This is a genomic window from Staphylococcus sp. GDY8P85P (assembly GCF_017892405.1).
GTDB lineage: Bacteria > Bacillota > Bacilli > Staphylococcales > Staphylococcaceae > Staphylococcus > Staphylococcus borealis.
Map to the genome: position 1 here is coordinate 39022 of NZ_JAESLA010000047.1, position 24896 is coordinate 63917.

Below are 24896 nucleotides of genomic sequence, written 5' to 3' on the forward strand. Positions count from 1 at the left end.
TTTATTTATCGGAAAATTTTTAATATTTTGCTTGTAAATTTATTGGGAGATATGTCATTATATCTGTAAGGGCTTTCACTTAGATTCAAAGGGCATATATGATGTAATATTTAATCATTTCATGCTCTTATTAATTTTGCACATATCCTCAATGTATATAGCATCGAAAGCCGCAAACGTATGGCCATTAGTTTTAATATAAATTAAGCAAAGGGGAGATATTATGACTAAGTCAGAACAAATTATTGAATTAACAAACCACTATGGAGCACAAAACTATGTACCTCTACCAATCGTTGTAGCAGAGGCGGAAGGTATTTGGGTAACTGATCCAGAAGGTAATAAATACATGGATATGCTTTCAGCTTATTCAGCTGTAAACCAAGGTCACCGTCATCCTAAAATTATTCAAGTGCTTAAAGATCAAGCTGATAAAGTTACTTTAGTTTCTCGAGCGTTTCACAGTGATAATTTAGGTGAATGGTATGAAAAAGTATGTAAGTTAGCTGGCAAAGATAAAGCATTACCAATGAATACGGGCGCAGAAGCAGTTGAAACTGCATTAAAAGCTGCACGTCGTTGGGCATATGATGTTAAAGGTCTTGAACCAGATAAAGCTGAAATTATTGCGTTCAACGGTAACTTCCACGGTCGTACGATGGCACCTGTGTCTTTATCATCAGAAGCTGAATACCAACGTGGATATGGTCCGTTATTAGATGGTTTCCGTAAGGTGGATTTCGGTGACGTTGATAAATTAAAAGAAGCAATTAATGAAAATACAGCTGCTATTTTAGTCGAACCAATTCAAGGTGAAGCGGGTATTAATATTCCACCTGAAGGTTATTTGAAAGCTATCAGAGAATTATGTGACGAACATAACATTCTATTTATTGCCGATGAAATCCAAGCTGGTTTAGGACGTTCTGGTAAACTATTTGCGACTGATTGGGATAATGTTAAACCAGATGTTTATATTTTAGGTAAAGCACTTGGCGGTGGTGTATTACCAATTTCAGTAGTGTTAGCTGACAATGAAGTATTAGACGTCTTTACGCCTGGCTCACACGGTTCTACGTTTGGTGGTAATCCATTAGCTTGTGCGGTTTCAATTGCTGCATTAGATGTTATTTTAGATGAAGATTTACCTGGTCGTTCAAATGAATTAGGGGAATACTTTAAATCTGAATTACAAAAAATTAATCACCCAGCTATTAAAGAAGTACGTGGTCGTGGCCTCTTTATTGGAGTTGAATTACATGAAAGTGCTAGACCATTCTGTGAGGCATTAAAAGAAAAAGGCCTATTATGTAAAGAAACACATGATACGGTGATTCGTTTTGCACCTCCTTTAGTTATTTCTAAGGAAGAATTAGACGATGCATTAGACAGAATTAGAAGCGTATTTAACTAAGTTCAAAAAGTTGTAACATTCATTTTGAAAACCCTTTAAAAAGCAAAGACATGTGTTACAATATGTATGAAAGCGAAATCATTTGTTAAAAAGAGGCGAAAGTGATCATGACTGAGAATAATAATTTAGTGACTTCTACACAAAGTATCATTAAAGAAGCTTTACACAAATTGGGATTTGACGATGGTATGTATGATTTAATCAAAGAACCATTAAGATTCTTACAAGTTCGTATCCCAGTACGCATGGATGACGGTACGGTTAAGACATTTACAGGTTATCGTGCACAACACAACGATGCTGTCGGTCCAACTAAAGGTGGGGTACGTTTCCACCCTGAAGTTGATGAAGAAGAAGTTAAAGCATTATCTATGTGGATGACTTTAAAATGCGGTATCGTCAACCTACCATATGGTGGTGGTAAAGGTGGTATCGTATGTGACCCACGTCAAATGAGTATTCATGAAGTTGAATGTTTATCACGTGGATATGTACGTGCAATTTCTCAATTCGTTGGTCCTACTAAAGATATTCCAGCACCAGACGTATTTACGAACTCTCAAATAATGGCTTGGATGATGGATGAATACAATGCATTAGATAAATTTAACTCACCAGGTTTCATCACAGGTAAACCTATTGTCTTAGGTGGTTCACAAGGACGCGACCGTTCTACTGCATTAGGTGTAGTTATCGTAATTGAACAAGCAGCTAAACGTCGTGGTAAAGAAATTAAAGGTTCTCGCGTAGTTATTCAAGGATTTGGTAACGCAGGTAGTTTCTTAGCTAAATTCTTATATGACATGGGTGCGAAAGTTGTAGGTATCTCTGATGCTTATGGTGCATTACATGATCCTGAAGGTTTAGATATCGACTATTTATTAGACCGTCGTGATAGCTTCGGTACAGTTACAAACTTATTCGATAATACAATTTCTAATAAAGAATTATTCGAATTAGACTGTGACATCTTAGTACCAGCTGCTATTTCTAACCAAATTACTGAAGATAACGCGCATGATATTAAAGCGGATATTGTTGTTGAAGCTGCAAATGGACCTACGACACCTGAAGCAACGCGCATTTTAACTGAACGCGGTGTGTTATTAGTACCAGATGTATTAGCAAGTGCTGGTGGTGTAACAGTATCTTACTTCGAATGGGTACAAAATAACCAAGGTTATTATTGGTCTGAAGAAGAAGTAAACGATAAATTACGTGAAAAATTAGTAGATGCTTTTGATACGATTTATGAATTAGCTCAGAATAGAAAAATCGATATGAGACTTGCGGCTTATATTGTCGGTATTAAACGTACTGCTGAAGCAGCACGCTATCGTGGTTGGGCTTAAGCCATAATATCAATATAATTAGGCGCCATAATAAATTGGACTGATGAATTTAGTCATCAGTCCCATTTGATGAAGCGCCTATAATTAAAACGCTATCGTTTGTTTTGATACAAAAACAAGCGATAGCGTTTATTTTGTTATTCTCTAAATTATTAATTTATGAACCATAGTCATACTTTTATTTTTGAACACTGATTGCTTTATATTGATCAGCATAGTTAGTGAACACACCATCAACACCATATTGGTTTAAACGCTGCATATCAGCCGTTTCATTGACAGTAAATGGGTGTACAAGAAAGCCGAGGTCTTTTAAATGCGCTGTATTTCGTTCGTTTAAATCACTATATTCAGGACCTACACCAATTGCATAAGAACGAATGCGTTGTAAATCGGCATCGCTTTGTTGTGCTAATTCGCCTTTGTCTAATAAACGAATTAATGGCACATTCGCATTTAGTTGATGCATTTTTAATAAACTCGCTTCTGAAAATGATTGTATCAATACGTGACCATGCTGAAGCGCGTTAGAAGTAAGCATATTGTGTTTGTCCAGTGTGTCTAAAAGTTGTTGTTCCATGCCAGGATAAACATCAGGCTGCTTTGTTTCGATATAATAATTGGCATCTGTACCATAACGTGTCAAAATTTCATCTAATGTTGGAACTGTAGCACCTTTATATCGATCATTAGCAAATTGAGGATGTTGTTCATTGAAAGGTGAACCAGCGTCGAGCTTCTTTAATTCCGATAAAGTGTAATCCTCGACACGTCCTGAGCCATTCGTTGTACGGTCAACTGTTTCGTCATGCATGGCGACTAAATGACCATCTTTGGTACGTTGTAGATCAATTTCAATATATGAAGCACCTAACTCATTGTGACTTTTGTCATAGGCTGCAAATGTATGCTCTGGTGCATAGCCGTTTGCGCCACGATGAGCAATAGTAGTGTAGCGTTCTCCTGTTAAATTGGTTGTCCATTGTGATTGATTATCTTGAGGTGTAGAAGTACTAGATTGGTTCGGCGTTATAGTATTTGAGATCGCACTACCACTTGCTTCAACAGGCGTATGTATAATCGCTAACCCTAAAGTAACTATAGTTAGACTTGAAATGATACCTTTTTTCTTTGCTCTCAACAAACTCATCCTTTCACAGTTAAAGTTACAGTTAAAATCTAGCAAAGCATATTTATGAAAGGAAGTGAATTTTCAAAAGCTTAAAATAATTATTAAATAGTTAAAATTCACTCAATAATGTTAACAAAAAAGGCTAGAGTGGGGCAGAATAATGAATGAACTCTGCCCCATTCCAAGCCTTTATAAGGTATCGTTATTTAATACTTTCTTAGCAACGTTAAGTTGATGGCGTACTGCATCTTGACCTGTAGAACCATAACTTTTTCTACGGCTAAGACAATTTTCGGGTTTAAGATAATCATAAACATCTTGATCAATGTTTGCATTTAATTCTTGGTAACGCGCAAGTGGTACATCTAATAAATAAATACCTTGTTGAATGCATTCATAGACGATTTTTCCAACAATTTCGTGCGCTGTTCTAAAAGGCACATCTTTAGCTACTAAATAATCGGCTAATTCTGTTGCATTTGAAAAGTCTTGATGTACGGTTTCGTTGAGACGGTCTGTATTGACAGTCATTGTATCTAACATACCTTCAAAAATCCGCAATGATCCTTTTACTGTGCGCACTGAATCAAATAAACCTTCTTTATCTTCTTGTAAGTCTTTATTATAGGCAAGTGGTAGACCTTTTAGTGTGACAAGCATACTCATTAAATGGCCTGTCGTACGTCCGACTTTACCACGAATAAGTTCTGCCATATCAGGATTCTTCTTCTGAGGCATAATAGATGAACCAGTAGAGAATGCATCAGATAGTGTGATGAATTTCGCTTCATCTGTTGACCAAAATATAATTTCTTCAGCGAAACGTGATAAATGAATCATTGTTAATGAAATATTATGCAGTGTTTCAATAATATAATCACGATCACTTACTGCATCTAAACTATTCTCATAAACTGAGCCGAATCCTAATAACTGTTGCGTTTCATGTCTATCAATAGGGTGTGTGGTACCACTTAATGCTGCTGCACCTAATGGTGAAATATCAATACGTTTCATACTATCGACAAAGCGTGAATAATCTCTGTCAAGCATCCAGAAATACGTCATAACATGGTGTGCAAATGAAATGGGTTGTGCACGTTGCAAATGCGTATAACCTGGCATAATAGTGTCGACATGTGATTGTGCTAGGTTAAGAATGGATGTTTGGAATGAACGTATAAGTGTTTGGATTTCTTGGACTTCTTTTTTTACATATAAATGCAAATCAGTGGCAACTTGGTCGTTTCTACTACGACCTGTATGCAATTTACCTCCGGCGTCACCAACGCGTTGAATGAGTTCATGTTCGATGTTTAAATGAATATCTTCGAGTGACTTCTTAAAATCAAGCTTACCATTATAGAAATCTTGTTGGATCTCTTTTAATCCATTAATGATAGCTTCTTTGTCATCTTGCGAAATGATATGTTGATTAGCTAACATGGTCGCATGTGCAATACTACCTTGAACATCTTCATCTAACAATGTTTGGTCGAAATCAATCGACGCATTAAATTCATCGACCCAATCTTCAGGTTGTTGTTGAAAACGGCCACCCCATGCTTTACTACTCATTACTATAACCTCCATGAAGATAAGCATTGACTTGAGTAGGTAAACCATAAATATCGATGAAACCTACAGCTGCTGATTGATTAAATGCATCTTCTTTAGTATATGTTGCTAATTTTTCATCATATAAAGTATATGGAGACTTTCTTCCATTAACAATTGCATTACCTTTAAATAGTTTAATTCTGACATCACCTTCAACATATTGTTGTGTACTATCGATAAATAATTTTAAGCTATCTGTTAAAGGTGAGAACCACAAGCCATTATATGTTTGTTCAGCAAATTGTTTCTCTATTACTGGTTTAAAATGAGCTACATCTTTAGTTAAGGTTAATGTCTCAAGTGCTTTATGTGCTTTTAAGATAACTTCAGCACCAGGTGTTTCATATATTTCACGAGATTTAATACCAACTAGACGATTTTCAACATGGTCGATACGTCCAATACCATGTTTCCCAGCTAATTCATTTAAAGTTAAAATTAATTGATCTAGGTCATAATCTTTATGATTTAATTGAACAGGAATACCATTTTTAAATGAAAGAATGATTTCATCTGGTGTATCTGGTGTATCTTCTAATTCTGCTGTTAAGTCATAAGCGTCTTTAGGTGGTGCAGCATATGGATCTTCTAAAATACCACATTCATTTGCTCTGCCCCATAAGTTTTGGTCGATAGAATACGGAGAATCATGATTGATGCCAACAGGGATGTTATGTTTGATAGCATAATCAATTTCTTCTTCACGACTCCAGCCCCATTCTCTAACTGGCGCAAATGTCTTAAGATTAGGGTTTAACGCTTTAATAGCAACTTCGAAACGAACTTGGTCGTTACCTTTACCAGTACAGCCATGCGCAATACCTATTGAATTCGTTTTCTCTGCAATCTCAACTAATTTCTTCGCAATAAGTGGACGTGATAACGCCGATACGAGTGGATAACTATTTTCATACATTAAATTACCTTTGATAGCGTAACTTACGAAATCATCACTAAATTCTTTCGTTGCATCAATAATGTGACACTCAACTGCCCCCATATCTAATGCTTTAGAATAAACGACATCTAAATCTTTACCTTCACCAACATCTAAACATACAGCTACAACATCATAGCCTTTATCTATAAGCCATTTAACGGCAACACTTGTATCTAATCCACCTGAATATGCTAATACGATTTTCTCTTTCATTAAAATTCACCTCATAATTTTTCTGAAAATTGATATAAATTAATACTAACAGATATCAAATGAAAATAAAACCATTTTTTTACATAAATATACAAAATTTTGAAATCTGTATATAATAATGAATTGCATTGAATTAAAGGATATAATGCAACATGACCCATTTTCAGCATTATTATTTTATTTATAAAATATTCATTTTTGAATTATTAGAAAATGTCTTAAAATTGTTGAATTAATTTGAAAATATGTGAATAGTCAGTCATGTCAATTGAATAGATAGCATAAAGTTAGTAAAATTAAATCAACAAGGACATACAGGAGGCTTTTATAAAATGACTCATATTCAATTAGATTATGGCAAAGCATTAGAATTCTTTGGTCAACATGAAATTGATCAACAACAAGATATCGTTAAAACTATCCATAAAACGATTCATGAAGGTACTGGTGCAGGTAGTGATTTCTTAGGTTGGGTCAATCTACCAGAAGATTACGATAAGCAAGAATTTTCAAGAATTGTTGAAGCGTCAAAACGCATTAAATCAAATTCAGATGTACTTGTAGTTATCGGTATTGGAGGTTCATACTTAGGTGCACGTGCTGCTATCGAAATGTTAACTTCTTCATTCCGAAATTCAAATGAATATCCTGAAATTGTATTTGTTGGTAATCATTTATCATCAACATACACTAAAGAATTAGTAGATTACTTATCAGATAAAGATTTCTCTGTGAATGTAATTTCAAAATCTGGAACAACTACAGAACCTGCAGTAGCATTCAGACTGTTTAAACAATTAGTTGAAGAAAAATATGGTAAAGATGAAGCTAAAAAACGTATTTTTGCTACTACAGATAAAGCTAAAGGTGCATTAAAACAATTGGCTGATAATGAAGGTTATGAAACATTTGTTGTACCAGATGATGTAGGTGGCCGTTATTCAGTATTAACAGCTGTAGGTTTATTACCAATTGCAACAGCTGGCATTAATATTGAATCAATTATGATTGGTGCAAACAAAGCGCGTAAAGAATTATCATCAGACAACTTAAATGAAAATATTGCGTACCAATATGCGACAATCCGTAACATTTTATATAGTAAAGGATATACAACTGAAATGTTGATTAACTATGAGCCATCAATGCAATATTTCAATGAATGGTGGAAACAATTGTACGGTGAGTCTGAAGGTAAAGACTTTAAAGGTATTTATCCATCAAGCGCAAACTATACAACGGACTTACATTCATTAGGTCAATATGTTCAAGAAGGACGTCGTTTCTTATTTGAAACAGTTGTAAAAGTAAACAACCCTAAACACGATCTTACAATTGAAGAAGATAGTGATGATTTAGACGGATTGAATTACTTAGCAGGAAAAACAATTGATGAAGTCAATACGAAAGCATTTGAGGGTACATTATTAGCACATACTGATGGAGGCGTACCTAACGTAGTTGTGAATATACCACGTTTAGATGAAGAAACATTTGGTTATGTCGTTTACTTCTTTGAATTAGCTTGCGCAATGAGCGGATATCAATTAGGTGTTAACCCATTCAACCAACCTGGTGTTGAAGCATATAAACAAAACATGTTCGCGTTATTAGGTAAACCTGGATATGAAGATAAGAAGAAAGCGTTAGAAGAACGTCTATAATACGCTAATCTTCTCATTGATTAAATTAAATATATATTAAGAAGAGTCCGGGACAAAAATAATATAATGAAGCTATTTTGCAAATTCGCAGTAGCTGACTGAACTGAGAAGGCGCTTAAATCAAGCTTTTCTCAATTCTAGTCATCCTTGCGGGGGTGGGACGACGAATTTAAAAGAATTCTGTTCCACTCCCTTTTTATTATATACCTTTATATTAAAGCTAAGGAATGAGTTCTAACTACTACCTATGACTGATTTGTAACCATAGAGGTAGATTTATAAATGAAACAGTGTACAATATTTCTATGAAATAATGACTGTTAATTTAATAGGAAGGATTTGATGTAACTGTGTTTCATCAAATTGAACAATGGTTTGATTTATTACAAGGTTTTGGTTATTTAGCTGGGTTTATCATATTATTTTTTAGGGCCATTGTACCAGTGCTTCCATTAACATTGTATGTTATTTTATGTGTTCATGCGTATGGCTTTTTAGCAGGTACGATTGTGAGTTGGTTAGGTGTTGTAGCAGGTACTTACACTGTCTTCTTCTTCTGTAGAAAATTTGTGAATGCCAACTTTATGAAACGAATTAAATCAAGACGATCAGTCGAAAGATTAATTCATTTTATTGATAGACAAGGTTTGGTACCTATATTTATCTTGATGTGCTTTCCATTTACCCCTAATACACTTGTTAATTTTGTAGCTAGTTTGTCTCATATTAGAGGGAAATATTATTTTATGATTTTACTTGTTTCTAAGCTTATTTCTATCACATTTTTGGCAATTATGGGAAAAAGTGTAACAACTTTTTTTACACATCCTTTTAGAGCAGTCATGATAATAATGATAACGATAGCATTATGGTTTATTGGTAAGAAAGTAGAAGGCTATTTTATGGGTTCGGACAAGGAGTGACAACGTGCGTAGAATTGCAAGTTGGGTAGTAGCATTACTATTTGCTTGTCTCTTTGTCATTTTTATACAAATGTTCATCATTAAAAGTGCGGTCGTTCAAACTAACGATATGTCTCCCACTTTAAATAAAGGTGATCGCGTCATTGTTAATAAAATAAAAATCACCTTTAACTTATTGGATGATGGTGATATCATCATGTATCGCCAAAATAATCAATTGCACTTTGGTCGATTGGTGGGTAAACCTGGTGAATCTATAGAAATCAGAAATGGTGAATTGTATAGAGATGATAGACAAGTTGACAAATTTTATGCTAAAAATAGAGATATTAATAATTTTGCGATAAGAGATTTACATGATTCTGATGGTGATATTATTCCACCAAATTCATATTTTGTTTTAAATGATAATGGTGATAAACGCAGTGATTCACGTAGATATGGATTAATAGATAAAGACGATATTGTTGGAGATGTTAGTTTGAAATATTATCCATTTAAAGAATTTACCTATCAATTTAATAAGTAGATGAGGTGTTAATAGTGAAAAAAGAAATAGTTGAATGGATTGTGGCCATAGCGGTAGGTTTATTACTAGTATGGGTAATGGTAAACTTCGTCGCTAAGTCATATACGATTAAAGGCGATTCTATGGATCCAACATTAAAAGATGGCGAACACGTTATGGTCAATATTTTAGGATACAAAGTTGGAGACATTAAAAAAGGGAACGTCATCGTTTTTCATGCGAATCAACAAGACGACTATGTAAAACGTGTTATTGGCGTGCCGGGAGATAGTGTTGTTTACAAAGATGACAAACTATATGTGAATGGTAAAAAGATAGATGAACCGTACCTTGATTACAATGAAAAGCGTAAACAAGGAGAATATATTACGGGTTCATTTGAAACGAAAGATTTACTAAATGCCAATCCTAAATCTAATGTTATACCTAAAGATAAGTATTTAGTTTTAGGTGATAATCGAGAAGTAAGTAAGGATAGTAGAGCATTCGGGTTAATCGATAAAGATCAAATTGTAGGTAAAGTATCATTTAGATTTTGGCCATTCAGTGAATTTAAGTTTAATTTTAATCCTGACAACGATAAATAAAGGCATTGACTAATGATTTAATATATACCTATCAAGGCTGGTAATGGAATGTTATAGAGATTCCAACCAGTCTTTTTTTGTTCATTATTTTAATACAACAAAACATTTTTAGGAACGTATGTTCTATGTTAAAATGAACTCAAAGGAGTGTGGGAATAATGGAGTTGAACGCATACATAGGTAGAGCCGGGACAGGTAAATCCCATTATATGATTAATAATATAAAGCAACAAATGAAAGATGACCCACTTGGTGATCCGATTATTTTAATCGCACCAACTCAAAGTACGTTTCAATTAGAACAAGCTTTTGTAAATGACAAGGCATTGAATGGAAGTTTAAGAACTGAAGTGCTTCACTTTGAACGTTTGAGTTATAGAGTTTTTCAAGAAGTAGGGGGATTAACTGAAGAACGATTAACGCAAGCAGCCACTGAGATGATGATTTATGATCTCGTTCAACAACATCAATCTGAACTCAAATTATATCGATCACAAGTGAATTACTATGGATTCAGTGAGAAGTTAAGTGAACAAATTCAAGATTTTAAGAAATATGCTGTTACGCCTGAACATTTGAAATCCTTTTTGCAAGATAATGACATAAGTACGAGAACGAAACATAAATTAGAAGATATATCCCTCATATACCAATCTTTTGAGGAACGTATAAATGGATCGTTTATTACCTCAGAGGATAGCTTAAATCATTTTATTGATATTTTGAATCAATCAGAATGGATTAAAAGGTCAGAAATATACATAGACGGGTTCCATAACTTCTCTACATTGGAATATCAAATAATTAAAGCGCTGGTACAAAATGCCAAAAAAGTTACAGTCCTTCTGACAACAGATGGTAATGAAGATCCATTCAGTCTCTTTAGAAAACCATCCGAAGTATTAACCCACTTAAAGGAAATTGCTAATGATTTAAATATAGACTTACAACAACAATTATTTAAACAACAACATCGTTTTAACAACAAAGATTTAATGCAATTGGAACAACAATTTGATGCACTGCAAATTAATCCTGTAACTTATGAAGGTAATATTAATATTTTAGAATCATCAAGTATACGTGAAGAAGTGAATGAAGTGGCTCGCCAAATTATAAAAGATACACGAGATAAGCAATATCGATACCAAGATATCGCTATACTGTATCGCGATGAAAGCTATGCCTATTTATTTGACTCTGTACTTCCACAATATGACATCCCATTTAATATAGATACCAAAAGATCAATGACACATCATCCCATCATGGAAATGGTGCGTTCGCTTTTAGAAGTAATTCAAACGAACTGGAATATGAGTCCGATGATGCGCTTAATTAAAACCAATATTTTGTCTAATCATTTTAAAGATAGTGCGTATTTAATTGATTTATTAGAGAATTTTGTAGTTGAACGTGGCGTTTATGGCAAACGTTGGCTCGATGATAAATTATTTAGTGTAGATAATTTTACTAAAATGGGCCGAAAAGAGCATAAATTGACTGTTGAAGAACGAGAAACGTTTGAGCAAGTCGTTAATTTGAAGCATGATATTATCGATAAAATAGTAACTTTCGAAAAGGCAATGAACGAAGCGGATAATGTAAGAGGATTTGCGACAGCATTTTATGAAACTATGGAGTCATTTGATTTACCAAAATATTTAATGACACATCGGGACCAACTAGATGTCGAGGGTCATCATGAAGAAGCAGAAGAAATTGACCAAATTTGGAATGGCCTTATCCAAATATTAGATGATTTAGTCACTGTATTTGATAATGAAGATATGACACTTAAACGCTTTTTAGAAGTTTTTGATATTGGTTTGGAACAATTAGAGTTTGTTATGATTCCGCAAACACTCGACCAAGTTAGTATAGGGACAATGGATCTAGCTAAGGTAGACAATAAAAAGCATATTTATATGGTTGGAATGAATGATGGCGCAATGCCACAACCTGTTTCGTCTTCTAGTTTAATAACTGATGAAGAAAAGAAAATGTTTGAGCAACAGACACAAGTTGAATTGAGTCCAACCTCAGATATCTTACAAATGGATGAAGCGTTTGTTTGCTATATTGCGATGACACGAGGCAGTGACCAAGTTACATTTTCATATAGCTTAATGGGGGCTCAAGGTGAGGATAAAGAGAAGAGTCCGTTTCTTGATCAAATACAAGCATTGTTTAATGGTTTAGAAGTAACGAATATTCACTATAAACATAATGCTCAACCTATTTCTTTAATGGAACATCCGCATCAAACTAAGGTAGCACTATTTGAATCGCTAAAGCGTTGGTTGGAAGCAGAGATGGTTGCAGATATATGGGTAGATGCGTATCAAGTTATGCGAGATAATGACAAATTGAACGGTGGTTTAAGTTACTTATTAACAGCGTTGACATATGATAATGAAACGGTGCAATTAGATGAACCGTTGGCAGCATCATTATATGGTTCAACAATCAATGCCAGCGTTTCTAGATTTGAAGGATATAATGACTGTCCATTTAAACATTACGCGAACCATGGTCTAAGATTAAATGAACGCACGAAATATAAACTTGAAAATTTTGATTTAGGTAATATTTTCCATACTGCATTAAAGTATATTTCTGATAAGATTAATGGCGATTTTAAAAATCTTGATAATAAAAAGATTCGCGCATTAACTGTTGAAGCTTTAGAAAATGTATTGCCGCAAGTTCAGTTTAATCTTATGGATTCAAATGCGTACTACCGATATATGTCTAAACGAATTGGTGTTATTGTTGAAAGTACGCTGAAAGCACTACGCTACCAAAATAAAAATACAAAGTTTAAACCGCAACGATTCGAAGCAGGATTTAGAAAATCACCTAAGAACAGTGAAGAACTTATTGCACAACCATTAATTACAAAACAAGGTATTCCAGTTAATATACGCGGACAAATTGATCGTATAGATGCTTATACTAAGAATGATACGAGTTATATAAATATCATTGATTATAAATCATCTAATCCGAGTGCGACATTAGATTTGAAAAAGGTTTATTATGGCAAACAAATGCAAATGATGACTTATATGGATATTGCATTGCAAAATGCCCAAAGACTGGGCTTGTCAAATGAAATTAAACCAGGTGGACTATTGTATTTCCATGTCCACGATGAACGTCTTAACTTTAAAGATTGGGGCGAATTGCAAGATGATGCTTTAACAGAAGATAAACTGGAACAAGCATTTTTGAAAGAGTATAAATTACGTGGCTTAGTTAATAGTGATATGGATGTCGTAGATGCATTAGATATTCGATTAGAAGACATTGGCAAATCTGATATTGTTCCAGTTAGTTTGAAGAAAGATGGAAGTATTGGTAGTAGGGGAAGTAGTGTGGCTGATGAAACAACGATTCATAAATTTATTAAGCACAATAAAGATAATTTTATAAATACTGCTACAAACATTATGAAAGGTCACACTGAAGTTGCACCACTTAAATTTGATGACCAACTCCCATGCCAGTTTTGTAATTTTAAATCTGTTTGTCACGTGGATACGATGATAGATAGTAAACATTATCGTCATGTAGATGAAACAATAGACCCTATTAAAGCAGTACAAGATGTCGAGTTAGAAAGTGGTGATAATAATGAATGATATTCCAATTAAACCTAAAGATGCGCAATGGACAGATGCGCAATGGAAAAGTATATATGCTAATGGGAAGGATATATTAGTAGCCGCTGCTGCGGGTTCCGGCAAAACTGCCGTTTTAGTAGAAAGGATTATCCAAAAAATAATTAGAGACGAAATAGATGTTGATAAGTTACTTGTTGTCACATTTACTAATTTAAGTGCTAGAGAAATGAAACATCGTGTAGATCAACGTATTCAACAAGCTTCAATTGAAGATCCAAGCAATGAACATTTAAAGAATCAACGTATTAAAATTCATCAAGCACAAATTTCAACACTACATAGTTTCTGTCTAAAGATTATCCAACAGCACTATGATGTCATTGATTTAGATCCCAACTTCCGTACTATAAGTGATGTGGAAAATGTACTTTTACTTGAACAAGCTATTGATGAGGTACTAGAAAAACATTATGAAACACCAGATGTTGAGTTTCTTACGCTTGTGGAACAATTATCGAATGACCGAAATGATGATAGTTTTAGAGATTTATTAAAACGTTTCTACAACTTTAGTATCGCTAATCCATCACCATTTGAGTGGCTAGATTCATTAGTTGATATCTATGACAATGAAGATAAACATGTAGCATATTTGAAAGAATTAGAAAAACTAGCAAAAATTTATATCAAAGCAGCATACCGTACCTTATTAGAAGCGGAAAATAACTTTTTAAATTGTATTGAAGCAGAAAAACATTTAGATGTTATTAAATTAGAAAAATACAAATGTGAAAAAATGCTAGAGGGTAATGTAATAAATTATGAAGAAATTATTAATTACGCTTCTGAAAAATTGCCTACAATTACTAAAAAATTAAAAGACACGAATGAAGACGCAGGTATAAGTGCTCAATTTTTAACAAATGCGAAAGACTTTTATGATGACTATAAAAAGCTATTATTAAATGTAAAAAATAAGTATTTAATGCGTTCTTTTGAAGAATTAAAGGTAGATATGAAGCGTTTAGCACCAAGAATACAGTATCTTGTTCGAATTGTTAAAGATATTATTAATGATTTTGCTGATAAGAAACGTAGTCGTAACGTTCTAGATTTTTCTGATTATGAACACTTTGCATTACAAATATTAACAGATCAAGAAGGAAATGCTTCACCCATCGCTAAAGCATATCGTGACCAGTTTTCAGAAATATTAGTAGATGAATATCAAGATACAAACCAAGTACAAGAAGCTATTATATCTAAAATTAAACATGGCGATGAGTCTAATGGTAATTTATTTATGGTAGGCGATGTTAAACAATCTATTTATAAATTTAGACAAGCTGACCCAACGCTATTTATGAATAAATATCATCGTTTTACAAAGAATGGTGATGGAACTGGTATGCGTATTGATTTATCTAAAAATTTCCGTTCGCGTAAAGAAGTGCTCGCCACGACCAACTATTTATTTGATCATATGATGGATGAAGAAGTTGGTGAAATTGATTATGATGCTGATGCACGACTTTATTTTGGTGCTACTAAATATTCCGATAAATCTATGCCACTTGAATTACATGCATTAGTTCAAGATAAAAGCAGTGATGCTGATTTAGAAAAATTAGAACAAGAAGCCCGTTATATCGTTGAACAAGTTAAAGATATCGTTGAAAATAAACAGGTATATGACATGAAGACGGAAACATATAGACAGGCGACTTTCAAAGATATTATCATACTTGAGAGAGGTTTGAAAAATGCACGTAATTTGCAACAGGTATTTAAAGACAATAATATTCCGTTTCATGTAAATAGTAAGGAAGGATACTTCGAACAAACTGAAGTGCGATTAGTCTTATCTTTTTTAAGAACTGTCGATAATCCATTGCAAGATATTTATCTAGTTGGATTGATGAGATCGGTAATCTATCAATTTACAGAAGATGAATTAGCCCATATACGTGTGCTCAGTATGAATGATGATTATTTCTACCAATCTATCATGCACTATATTAAAGATGAGGAAGCGCGACCAGCATTAGTTAAAAAGTTACAACGTTTTATCGATGATTTAACAATGTATCAAGTATATAGTCAGTCACACCCAGTCTACCAACTCATTGACAAATTTTATAATGACCACTATGTTATTCAATATTTTAGTGGCTTAATAGGTGGTAAAGGTAGACGTGCAAATCTTTATGGATTGTTCAACAAAGCAGTGGAATTTGAGAATTCTAGCTTTAGAGGATTATATCAATTCATAAGATTTATTGATGAATTAATCGAGCGCAATAAAGACTTTGGTGAAGAGAACGTTATAGGACCTAATGATAATGTGGTGCGAATGATGACAGTTCATAGTAGTAAAGGTTTAGAGTTCCCATATGTGATTTACTCTGGACTCTCTAAAAATTTCAATAAAGGTGATTTACGCAAACCACTAATTTTAAATCAAAAATATGGTCTGGGTATTGATTATTATGATTTGGAACAAAATGTGACGTATCCTTCTCTATCATCAGTAGTCATTAAATCAATTACTGAAAAAGAATTAATCTCAGAAGAAATGCGCTTGATGTATGTGGCTATGACCCGTGCTAAAGAACAACTCATTCTTATTGGGACAATTGATAAGGAAGAAGTCTTAGAAAAATATGAACGACTGCCTATTTCAAATAATCATATTGCATTACACAAGCGTTTATCCGCTGATCGACCTTTTGATTTAATTTATAGTATTTTAGCTAAGTATCAATCTTCATCTCTATTACCGGAATATCAATTTGAAAAATCAGTTGATCAATTAGATGAAAGTTTACGTCCTTCTGTGGAAATTAAGGTCGTACATTTTGAAGCACTTTCGATTGAAAATAGTGAGTCCGAGCAGGAGCGTCGTAGCCTTTCGGATTTAGAGACAGAAGGCGCTCATGATGATGCTTTGAAACAACAAATTAATGATCAACTATCTTTTGAATATCCTTACTTAAAGGATACGAAGAAGCCATCAAAACAATCCGTTTCTGAATTAAAGCGACAATTAGAAACAGAAGAAAGTGGCACAAGTTATGAAAGAGTCAGACAATATCGTATTGGTGTTTCAACGTATGAAAGACCAAAATTCTTAAGCGCTAATCGCAATCGAAAAGCTAATGAAATTGGTACCTTAATGCATACGGTTATGCAACATTTACCATTTAAAGAAACACGAATGACTGAAACAGAATTAAATGATTATATTGATGAGTTAATCGCAAAGCATATCATTGAAGAGGACGCTAAGAAAGATATTCAATTTGAAGCAGTTATGAATTTTATCAGAAGTGACTTGTATATGACGATTACACAAGCTGATGAAGTATATAGAGAGTTACCGTTTGTTGTAAATCAAGCACGTGTTGACGAAATGCCTGAAGAGGATGAAGATGTATCCATAATTCAAGGAATGATTGATTTAATTTTCTTAAAAGACGGGCAATATTACTTTGTAGATTATAAGACGGATGCCTTTAATAAACGTAGGGGTATGACGGATGAAGAAATAGGTAATCAACTTCGAGATAAATATAAAATTCAAATGAAGTATTATCAAAATACCTTAGAAACGATTTTGAATTCTAAAGTGTATGGTTATCTGTATTTCTTCCAATTTGGTCAAATGAGTATCGACGACGGCGACAAACGATCTTCTAATTAAATATCATGCAATTCACTAAATTTCTAAAATTTCAGACATATATATTTGTGGTTTAGCAAAGATTAAAGTTATAATATGTATTAAGATATAGATGAGGAGTTGATACTGAATGAAATTTCTATCATTCAATTATAATGACGCTGAATCTTACGGCGTAAAAGTTAAGCGTGAAGACGCAGTTTGGGATCTAAAAAAAGTGTTTGCACAATTTGGCGAAGGTGACTTCCACCCTAAAACACTATTAGAAGGTTTACAACAAAACCAAACACTTGATTTCCAAGAACAAGTACGTAAAGCAGTTGTCGCAGCTGAAGATAGTGGTAAAGCAGAAGAATTCAAAATCGCTTTCAATGATATTGAATTCTTGCCACCGGTTACACCACCAAATAATGTTATCGCATTCGGTCGTAATTACCAAGATCACGCAAGTGAATTAAATCATGAGGTACAACGTTTATACGTATTCACTAAAGCAGCATCATCATTAACTGGTGATGAATCAACAATTCCAAATCATAAAGATATCACTGATCAATTAGATTATGAAGGCGAATTAGGTATCGTCATCGGCAAATCTGGAGAAAAAATTCCAAAAGCGTTAGCATTGGACTATATTTATGGTTACACAATTATTAATGATATCACTGACCGTAAAGCACAAAATGAACAAGATCAGGCATTTTTATCTAAAAGTTTAACTGGTGGTTGCCCAATGGGACCTTACATTGTAACTAAAGATGAGTTACCAACACCAGAAAATGTTAATATTGTAACTAAAGTTAACAATGAAATTCGTCAAGATGGTAATACAAGTCAAATGATTAATAAAATTGATGACTTAATTGAAGAGATTTCTAAATATGTAGCATTGCATCCAGGAGATATTATTGCTACAGGTACACCAGCTGGTGTGGGTGCAGGATTACAACCACCTCAATTCTTACAACCAGGTGATGAAGTTAAAGTTACGATTGATAATATTGGTACATTAACTACTTATATCGCAAAAGATTAATGACTATTCAACATATAAATAGTCATGACTAGCTCATAATCAGTAACTAACTCAATTGCTATGACGTACACAATACGTCTTTCTTGATTCCATATATTTATATAGGAGTGGTAAATTGAACGCATCATGCGTTCGATGCACCACTCCTTTTATCGTTTAACAATACGTTTGGATATAGATATGATATGATGATTAAGTAAAAAAGTAATCAATAGTATTGGGGGAATTTAGTCTTGTTACATATGCATATTGCAAGTTGGGCATTGACAATTATTTTATATGTAATTGCATTTTTACATATTTCAAAATCACAAGGTCCTACACCTATGTTTAAACCTTTACAAATGGCCTTGAGAGTCTTTATGTTACTTACATTGTTCTCAGGATTTTGGTTGTTAATTCAAGAATTTATGGCTGCTAGTCATGGCGGTGGCGGTAATCATATGTTGTTAACATTGAAGATGCTTTGTGGTATCGCAGTAGTTGCATTAATGGAAGTATCTATTGCGAAACGTAAGAAACACGAAGCAAGCCACGGTTTATTCTGGGCAACAATTATTTTAATCATTATTACTATGGCACTAGGTATTATCCTACCATGGGGTCCAATCAGTAGTCTTTTTGGAATTAGTTAAAATAAGATAAGTGATTCATGAAAGAGGTATGAGTCTAGGACATAAAAATATAATAATGCTACTTTGCAAATTTACAGTAGCTGGCTGAACTGAGAAGGCGCTTAAACTAAGCGCCTTCTTAGTTTTAGTCATGCTTGTGGGCGGGGCCCCAACAAAGAGAATTTCACTAAGAAATTCTACAAGCAAAGCAAGGTGGGAGTCGGGGCCCCAACAAAGAGAATTTCACTAAGAAATTCTACAAGCAAAGCAAGGTGGGAGTCGGGGCCCCAGCAAAGAGAATTTCACTAAGAAATTCTACAAGCAAAGCAAGCTGGGAGTAGACGACGAATTTAAAAGAATTCTGTCCCACTCCCATATTTTATAAATCTCGGGCTTTATAGCCAATCATATTAATCAAATCTTTAGGATGACTATAGGGTGGCGCATAGGCTACTTCAAATTCAGTTAATTCATCAACAGTAATGCCACTCATCATTGCCATTGAAATGACATCAATGCGTTTATCTACGCCTTCTTTTCCAATTGCGGCAGCACGCAATAGTTGACGACGCTCAGCGTCAAAATAAACACGCAAGTGGATATCTGTATTTCCAGGGTAATAACCAGCGTGTGTCCCAGAAGTAATTTCAACCATTTGAGTATTAAACTGAGATAATTCTTCAACTTTAACGCCCACACTTGCTAATGTATAGTCGAAAAATTTAACGATATTAGTACCTAGAAATCCTTTGAAAGTAATATGATCGTTACCAGTAAGTTGTTCAGCAATGATACTGGCGCCACGATGTGCACCCCATGCTAAAGGAACTTGTGCAGGTAGATTGACATGGCGATAGAAAGAAGTGATGACGTCGCCCAATGCATAAATATTAGGGATATTCGTCTCAAATTTCTCATTAACTGGAATAAACCCTTTGTCATTTAATGCTATGTTTGATGACTCGATGAAGCTTGAATTTGGGTGTGTACCGACACCTTCAATAATTAAATCATAGTCTTCTTTGACACCTGATTTAAACGTTACTTGATGGTCATGAATGCTGATGATTTCTTCATTTAAACGATAAGGTATATGACGTGAATCAAGCTCGTCGAAGATAACTTGATTCATATCTTGGTCCATTAACTTGTTTACTTTTTCAGAACGGTGAATTAATGTAACCTCTAAACCTCTAGTATATAAGTTCTCTAAGACTTCTAATGAAATATAGCCTGCACCAACGACCAATGCTTTCTTAACTTGATGTTGCTCAATAAATTGATCAATTGCATCCGTATCTTCCATATTGCGTAAAGTGAAAATGAAATCATTATCAAAGCCTAATGAATTAGCACCTGCACCTGGACTTAAAATGAGTTTGTCATAACTAGTTTCAAATGTTTCTTTAGTTTCACGATTTAAGACTGTGACGGTTTGAGCTTTATCATTAATAGCAATCACTTCGTGATACGTTTTTACTGTAATATTTTTCTTCTCTTTAAACATATCTGGCGTAATCGGTAATACATCTTTTCGCTCATTTACAACATTGCCGAGATAGTAAGGCAGGCCACAATTAGCGAAACTCATGTCGCGGTCTTTTTCGAAAATGGTAATTTGACTGTCTTTATCTAAACGACGGATTTGGCTAGCGCAAGTTGCACCACCGGCAACAGCTCCGACTACAATAATCTTTCGCATCGTATATTCCTCCATAAACATATAGTAAAAAAGTGAGACATTAGAAAAATATACATTTGTCTCACTTTATAAATTGATTGTTAACCTTTGTAAGGTATATTTAATTTAAAGAAATCATTTAAATAACGACCGATACCGTCATCATTGTTTGAATAAGTAATATGGTTGGCAATATGTTTTAATTCATCAAGGCCATTGTCCATTGCAATGCCATATTTAGCATATTTGATCATTTCGATATCATTATCCTCGTCTCCGAAAGCGATAATGTGAGAAGATTCGATTCCTAGATAATCTTTGACTTGATCAATCCCACGTGCCTTGCTTATACCACGTTTAACAATTTCAATGACTGGGAACGGTGCACCCCAACGTCTGTGTTCAATATTCTCCGCATAGAAACGCGTAAGCATTTGCTTGATTCTAGGAATGTAAATTTCTTCGGCTTCTACAAGTAAAGATGTGGGCGCTTCGTCTAATTCTTCTAATAAATTACCTGTTTCTATTTTAGGGTTACCCATTGAGAAACCTTCAAATAATCTAGGATCGTGATTATTAATAAAGACATGATCGCGTACCTCAGCAATAATATTTGTAATTTTTGCTTTTTGAAGTGATTCAATCATATTTCTAGCTAAGTCTACATCTAAAACTTCATGGGTCGTTTTAAAATCATCTGATTTAGGATGATGCACATAAGCACCATTGAAGTTTACAATAGGTGTGTCCATATTTAACTCATGGTAATATATTTGGCTTGCACGATAAGGTCGACCAGTTGCAATCATAATTTGATGACCTTGTTTTTTTAAGGTTGTAAGTACTTTTTTAGTATACTCACCAATTTCTTTATTATCATTTAATAATGTTCCATCTAAATCTAAACAAATTAAATAAGGTTTCATATATTTCTCCTTAAGCTACATATCAATAGAATAAAGTTCACTATCATTTTATATCAAATGTCTGTGAAGGTGATACATTAAATCAACGTTATAGTGTCATTATAACGTCTTTAATGGTTTAGTGGTATCATAGCATTTTATTGGCGTTTTGTCGGATATTTGATATATTAGTGTAAAGATAAATAATGAGAGGTGATACTAATGGAAGAGGCATTAAAAGACAGTATCCTAGGTGCACTTGAAATGGTTATTGACCCTGAATTAGGTATTGATATCGTTAATTTAGGTTTAGTATATAAAGTGAATGTTGATGATGATGGTTTGTGTACAGTTGAAATGACACTAACTTCAATGGGCTGCCCACTTGGACCACAAATTATCGAACAAATTAAAACAGTATTAGCTGAAATTCCAGAAATACAAGATACAGAAGTTAATATTGTTTGGAATCCACCTTGGAATAAAGACATGATGTCAAGATACGCTAAAATTGCATTAGGCGTTGGCTAATTAATCGCTTAGAAACAATAGTACACGATGATGATGTACTATTGTTTTTTTATTTTAAATGGTCTTAACTTTTTAACGAAATCGTTTCAAAGTCATATCTTCAGTGCGTATAGTGACAAAATGATGTTAATAAATGACATAATTGTAATATAAATTGAATTTGTTTAAGCGTTATACTACAATACATAAGAATTACAATATAAAATGATTTAAATTGTACTTGCATTTATGAAAATTTATAATAAATGCGCCAAATTATATAAAATAATATTATAGTTCAAGCTCAGACATCTAAGTATAAAACTCGATTTAATCATCCACATTAAAATATTAAAGAATATTAAGCTAAATCATATTCACTCATGTTGTTGATCATCGGCTTTCGTTTTATCCTGATTTTCAGTGCTTTAGTAATTAATGAATTTATCAAAATTTATTATTTAATAGGGAAAGAATGTGAACAATGAAACAAGATTTTGAAAAAGGGAATCAACGTAAGACTAAAATGCGTTACATGCCTGGTTTAGATGGACTAAGAGCAATTGCTGTCTTAGGTATTATTATCTACCATTTAAACAGGAAATGGCTTACAGGGGGATTCATAGGTGTAGATACCTTCTTCGTTATTTCTGGATATTTAATTACAAGCTTGCTTTTAAAGGAATACGAAGAAAAGGGCATAATAAACCTGAAACAATTCTGGTTACGACGCGTAAAACGGTTACTTCCAGCAGTTGTTGCGTTATTAATTGTCGTTGGAATTGCTACATTAATATTTGAACCACAGGAAATTGTACGAGTTAAACATGACATTATAGCCGCATTATTCTATGTGTCGAACTGGTGGTATATTGCCAAAGATGTTAACTACTTCGAGCAATTTTCATTTATGCCATTAAAACACTTATGGTCACTTGCAATAGAAGAACAGTTCTATTTGTTCTTCCCGTTCGTGTTAGTTATTTTACTCTTAACGATTAAAAAATATCGCAACGTCACTTTGATATTATGGATTATTTCTCTAGCATCTTTATTAGCGATGGTCGTTATTTCTCAACCCAACGTTGGATATTCTAGAGTTTATTTTGGGACAGATACACGCTTACAAACATTATTATTAGGTGTAATATTAGCATTTTTATGGCCACCGTTTAAATTGAAAGCACATCCGCCAAAGGTGTTGCAACGTTCAATTGATGGAATCGGTATAATAGGACTTCTCCTACTGATATACTTATTCTTCACAGTAAAAGATACGAGTTCATGGATTTATAATGGTGGATTTTATCTTATATCAGGTATGACGTTATTCGTTATTGCTAGTGTAGTTCATCCATCTAGCATTTTAGCTAAAGCGTTAGGTAATCGCGTATTCGTTTATATTGGTAAACGCTCATACAGTTTATACCTATGGCATTTTCCTGTTATAAGCTTTATACACATCCACTTTGTTGATGGACAGCTTCCAATCTATGTGTATGCTATCGATATCGTACTTACAGTATTATTTGCTGAATTATCATATCGATATGTAGAGACACCGTTTAGACGTGAAGGTTTCAAGGCATTTTCATTCAATCATCTAAAAAGACCTAAATTCATCAGAACGATCATATCAATAATAGCGTTAATACCAATAGTATTAATATTTATTGGGGTCTTTGACCGTTTTGGAAAAGATGACATTGAAAATAAAGCAAATTCATTTAATACGAATGAGCAAGATAAATATTTAATCAGAATGATGCCTGGTGAAAATATAAAAATCGATGGTTCAAATAGCAATAGTAAAAGTAAAAAACAGGTGTATACCGATATAAGTCCATTACTCATTGGAGACTCAGTAATGGTAGATATTGGTGAGACATTTAAATCTCAAGTGCCTAAAGCAACGATTGATGGTAAAGTAGGTCGCCATTTACAAGAGGCGCTCTCGATTGCAGGCAATTATTCTAACTATAATAAACCTTCAGATAAAGTTGTTTTAGAACTAGGTACTAACGGTGATTTTACAGAGGAAGAATTAAATCAATTAATCAGTAAGTTTGGTAAAGCACAAATTTATTTAGTAAATACACGTGTACCTCGTGATTGGCAAGATAACGTTAATAAACAGCTTGCTAATGCTGCTAAAAAGCATAAAAATGTAACCTTAGTAGATTGGTACCAACGCTCTGCAGGACATCCTGAATACTTCGCACCAGATGGCGTTCATCTTGAAAATAGTGGTGTAAAAGCATTATCTGATGAAATAATTAAAGCGATGAAGAAAAATTCGAACAATAAATAAGATATGCTAAGCGTTTGAAACAAAAATAAACAGTTGAGCTATGTAGCACATGCGCTGTAGCTGACTGAATTGAGAATGCACTTTTTAACTAACTCAATACTAGTCATTCATGTGAGGCTGAGACGATAAATTCGGGCTCTTCGTCAAATCGGAC

17 protein-coding genes are annotated in these 24896 nt (G+C 33.7%); 12 read left to right on the top strand and 5 right to left on the bottom strand.

Features of this window, described 5'->3' with window-relative positions; genetic code table 11:
* Window positions 1-223 precede the first annotated feature (223 nt).
* Together KA828_RS10335 and KA828_RS10340 are read left to right on the top strand one after the other, a co-directional pair.
* The gene (locus tag KA828_RS10335) at window positions 224-1414 is read left to right on the top strand and encodes an ornithine--oxo-acid transaminase (protein ID WP_210126173.1); all 1191 of its coding nucleotides are present in this window, start codon (window positions 224-226) and stop codon (window positions 1412-1414) included.
* Between the two features lie 107 nt (window positions 1415-1521).
* Entirely contained in the window at window positions 1522-2766 is a 1245-nt protein-coding gene (locus KA828_RS10340; RefSeq protein WP_210126174.1) for a Glu/Leu/Phe/Val family dehydrogenase, read from the top strand.
* 178 nt (window positions 2767-2944) lie between these two features.
* On the opposite strand, the gene KA828_RS10345 is transcribed toward KA828_RS10340, so the two are convergent.
* The 3 genes from KA828_RS10345 to KA828_RS10355 form a co-directional block, all read right to left on the bottom strand.
* Entirely contained in the window at window positions 2945-3907 is a 963-nt protein-coding gene (locus tag KA828_RS10345; protein ID WP_210126175.1) for a glycerophosphodiester phosphodiesterase, read from the bottom strand.
* Between the two features lie 180 nt (window positions 3908-4087).
* Window positions 4088-5476: an argininosuccinate lyase gene (gene argH, locus KA828_RS10350; RefSeq protein WP_075108692.1), complete on the bottom strand. Its 1389-nt coding sequence runs from the start codon at window positions 5474-5476 to the stop codon at window positions 4088-4090.
* Window positions 5469-6671 carry an argininosuccinate synthase gene (locus KA828_RS10355; RefSeq protein WP_075108693.1) on the bottom strand — a complete coding sequence of 401 codons (1203 nt, stop codon included), beginning with the start codon at window positions 6669-6671 and terminating at the stop codon, window positions 5469-5471. Before KA828_RS10355 ends, argH begins: the two co-directional genes overlap by 8 nt.
* 332 nt (window positions 6672-7003) lie before the next feature.
* Here KA828_RS10355 and KA828_RS10360 point away from each other — a divergent pair, with 332 nt between their 5' ends.
* From KA828_RS10360 to KA828_RS10395, 8 genes are all read left to right on the top strand, one after another.
* Window positions 7004-8335 (top strand): glucose-6-phosphate isomerase, encoded by a 1332-nt coding sequence (locus KA828_RS10360; RefSeq protein ID WP_053029766.1) that lies wholly within the window; start codon window positions 7004-7006, stop codon window positions 8333-8335.
* A gap of 350 nt (window positions 8336-8685) precedes the next feature.
* The gene (locus KA828_RS10365; protein ID WP_075108694.1) at window positions 8686-9258 is read left to right on the top strand and encodes a TVP38/TMEM64 family protein; all 573 of its coding nucleotides are present in this window, start codon (window positions 8686-8688) and stop codon (window positions 9256-9258) included.
* A 4-nt stretch (window positions 9259-9262) separates the two neighbouring features.
* Window positions 9263-9787 carry a signal peptidase I gene (lepB, locus tag KA828_RS10370; protein WP_075108695.1) on the top strand — a complete coding sequence of 175 codons (525 nt, stop codon included), beginning with the start codon at window positions 9263-9265 and terminating at the stop codon, window positions 9785-9787.
* 14 nt (window positions 9788-9801) lie between these two features.
* On the top strand, window positions 9802-10374 hold the full coding sequence (gene lepB / locus KA828_RS10375) for a signal peptidase I (protein WP_053029760.1): 573 nt from the start codon (window positions 9802-9804) through the stop codon (window positions 10372-10374).
* 158 nt (window positions 10375-10532) lie between these two features.
* A complete protein-coding gene (gene addB / locus KA828_RS10380) occupies window positions 10533-14021 on the top strand; it encodes a helicase-exonuclease AddAB subunit AddB (RefSeq protein WP_210126176.1) in 3489 nt (1162 codons plus the stop codon).
* Window positions 14014-17706: a helicase-exonuclease AddAB subunit AddA gene (gene addA / locus KA828_RS10385; RefSeq protein WP_210126177.1), complete on the top strand. Its 3693-nt coding sequence runs from the start codon at window positions 14014-14016 to the stop codon at window positions 17704-17706. The genes addB and addA overlap by 8 nt, the downstream gene beginning before the upstream one ends.
* A 109-nt stretch (window positions 17707-17815) precedes the next feature.
* Entirely contained in the window at window positions 17816-18721 is a 906-nt protein-coding gene (locus tag KA828_RS10390; RefSeq protein WP_053029751.1) for a fumarylacetoacetate hydrolase family protein, read from the top strand.
* Window positions 18722-18954: 233 nt separating this feature from the next.
* Window positions 18955-19356, top strand: coding sequence for a YisL family protein (locus tag KA828_RS10395; RefSeq protein ID WP_037538693.1), 402 nt, complete (start codon window positions 18955-18957; stop codon window positions 19354-19356).
* Window positions 19357-19714: 358 nt separating this feature from the next.
* Here KA828_RS10395 and KA828_RS10400 read toward each other — a convergent pair whose 3' ends face one another.
* The gene (locus KA828_RS10400) at window positions 19715-21037 is read right to left on the bottom strand and encodes a CoA-disulfide reductase (protein WP_210126178.1); all 1323 of its coding nucleotides are present in this window, start codon (window positions 21035-21037) and stop codon (window positions 19715-19717) included.
* Between the two features lie 80 nt (window positions 21038-21117).
* Complete coding sequence (locus tag KA828_RS10405) at window positions 21118-21942, bottom strand: Cof-type HAD-IIB family hydrolase (RefSeq protein ID WP_053029747.1); 825 nt, start codon at window positions 21940-21942, stop codon at window positions 21118-21120.
* 201 nt (window positions 21943-22143) lie between these two features.
* On the opposite strand from KA828_RS10405, the gene KA828_RS10410 reads away from it, so the two are divergent.
* Window positions 22144-22452 carry a metal-sulfur cluster assembly factor gene (locus KA828_RS10410; RefSeq protein WP_011276244.1) on the top strand — a complete coding sequence of 103 codons (309 nt, stop codon included), beginning with the start codon at window positions 22144-22146 and terminating at the stop codon, window positions 22450-22452.
* 463 nt (window positions 22453-22915) lie between these two features.
* Window positions 22916-24742, top strand: a complete 1827-nt coding sequence (locus KA828_RS10415; RefSeq protein ID WP_210126179.1) for an acyltransferase family protein — start codon at window positions 22916-22918, stop codon at window positions 24740-24742.
* The last annotated feature ends 154 nt before the right edge of the window (window positions 24743-24896 follow it).

Bases quoted from the DNA above. Each gene is read 5' to 3' on its own strand.
- KA828_RS10335 (WP_210126173.1), top strand. From the start codon at position 224: ATGACTAAGTCAGAACAAATTATTGAATTAACAAACCACTATGGAGCA.
- KA828_RS10410 (WP_011276244.1), top strand. From the start codon at position 22,144: ATGGAAGAGGCATTAAAAGACAGTATCCTAGGTGCACTTGAAATGGTT.
- KA828_RS10415 (WP_210126179.1), top strand. From the start codon at position 22,916: ATGAAACAAGATTTTGAAAAAGGGAATCAACGTAAGACTAAAATGCGT.
- argH (WP_075108692.1), bottom strand. From the start codon at position 5,476: ATGAGTAGTAAAGCATGGGGTGGCCGTTTTCAACAACAACCTGAAGAT.
- KA828_RS10390 (WP_053029751.1), top strand. From the start codon at position 17,816: ATGAAATTTCTATCATTCAATTATAATGACGCTGAATCTTACGGCGTA.
- KA828_RS10355 (WP_075108693.1), bottom strand. From the start codon at position 6,671: ATGAAAGAGAAAATCGTATTAGCATATTCAGGTGGATTAGATACAAGT.
- KA828_RS10405 (WP_053029747.1), bottom strand. From the start codon at position 21,942: ATGAAACCTTATTTAATTTGTTTAGATTTAGATGGAACATTATTAAAT.
- addA (WP_210126177.1), top strand. From the start codon at position 14,014: ATGAATGATATTCCAATTAAACCTAAAGATGCGCAATGGACAGATGCG.
- KA828_RS10360 (WP_053029766.1), top strand. From the start codon at position 7,004: ATGACTCATATTCAATTAGATTATGGCAAAGCATTAGAATTCTTTGGT.
- addB (WP_210126176.1), top strand. From the start codon at position 10,533: ATGGAGTTGAACGCATACATAGGTAGAGCCGGGACAGGTAAATCCCAT.
- KA828_RS10400 (WP_210126178.1), bottom strand. From the start codon at position 21,037: ATGCGAAAGATTATTGTAGTCGGAGCTGTTGCCGGTGGTGCAACTTGC.
- KA828_RS10340 (WP_210126174.1), top strand. From the start codon at position 1,522: ATGACTGAGAATAATAATTTAGTGACTTCTACACAAAGTATCATTAAA.